This is a genomic window from Planomonospora algeriensis, from assembly GCF_977012225.1.
The window spans coordinates 1-1138 of the sequence record NZ_CDRNDK010000906.1; the positions used below are offsets into that span (position 1 = coordinate 1).

At 72.7% G+C, this 1138-nt stretch carries 2 protein-coding genes; both read left to right on the forward strand.

Annotated elements, in window-relative coordinates; translation table 11 throughout:
- Positions 1-238 precede the first annotated feature (238 nt).
- The gene (locus ACWJ6R_RS36790; protein WP_449066619.1) at positions 239-715 is read left to right on the forward strand and encodes a YbaK/EbsC family protein; all 477 of its coding nucleotides are present in this window, start codon (positions 239-241) and stop codon (positions 713-715) included.
- Positions 712-1071 carry an ArsC/Spx/MgsR family protein gene (locus ACWJ6R_RS36795; RefSeq protein WP_449066620.1) on the forward strand — a complete coding sequence of 120 codons (360 nt, stop codon included), beginning with the start codon at positions 712-714 and terminating at the stop codon, positions 1069-1071. Before ACWJ6R_RS36790 ends, ACWJ6R_RS36795 begins: the two co-directional genes overlap by 4 nt.
- The last annotated feature ends 67 nt before the right edge of the window (positions 1072-1138 follow it).

The following is a 1138-nucleotide window of genomic DNA, read 5'->3' on the forward strand; positions in this document are numbered from 1 at the left end:
CCGCCGCGGTGACCGCCACCGCCGGGGCGGCGGGCGCCGCGTTCGCGGCGCCGGAGGAGGACAGGAGCGCCGCTCCCGCCATGAGTGAGGCCACTCCGAGCCGCCGTCCAACCCTCACGTGACTTCATCCCCTCATATCGCTGGATAACCTGATCAACGGAACATGGCGCACCTCCAGGATGCGCCCTCGGCCGGTCATGAAGAGATGACGGGCCGGCGATGTGTTTAGAGTGGCCGGGTGCCAGAAAAGTTGCATCCGAACATCGAGAAGGTCGCCGCCGCCCTGCGCGAGCACGGCGTCCCCGGACAGATCGTCGTGTTCTCGCAGGCCACCCCCACCGCCGCGACCGCCGCCGCGGAGCTCGGCTGCGAGGTCGGCGCCATCGCCAACAGCCTCGTCTTCGAGGCCGACGGCGAGCCGCTCCTGGTGCTCACCAGCGGAGCCCACCGTGTCGACACCGGCCTGGTCGCCGAGACGATCGGCGCGGCCGCGGTACGGCGGGCCACGCCGGAGCTGGTCCGAGCGGCCACCGGCCAGCCCATCGGCGGCGTCGCCCCGATCGGTCACCCGGCTCCGATCCGGACCCTGGTCGACACCTGGCTGAAGGCGCACGAGGTGGTCTGGGCCGCCGCGGGCCACCCGCACAGCGTCTTCCCCACCTCCTACGACGAACTGCTCCGCATCACCGGTGGCGTCGCGACGGAGGTCGCATGACCACCGTCTGGCACAATCCGCGCTGCTCCAAGAGCCGCTGCGCCCTCGACGCCCTCGCCGGCGTCGGCGGGGACGTGACCGTCCGCCGCTACCTGGACGACCCGCCCACGGTCGCGGAGCTCACCGAGGTCCTCGACCGGCTCGGCCTGCAACCGTGGGACATCACCCGTATGGGGGAGGACCGGGCCCGGGTGCTCGGGCTGGCGGAACGGCCGCGCGACCGCGACGAGTGGATCGCGATCCTGGCCGCCGACCCGGTCCTGATCCAGCGCCCCATCGTGCTCACCGACGACGGCCGCGCCGTGGTCGCCCGCGACGAGGAGACCCTGAAAGCCCTCCTCGAGGGAGGTTCCTAGCCGACCGAACGGCGGTTCCGTTCACGGGGTGGTGGTCCGGCCGGGTCCGGTTCGCGGGGTGGCCGGG

Excerpts from the sequence above, each read along its gene's own strand:
- ACWJ6R_RS36795 (WP_449066620.1), top strand. The coding sequence starts at position 712 with ATGACCACCGTCTGGCACAATCCGCGCTGCTCCAAGAGCCGCTGCGCC.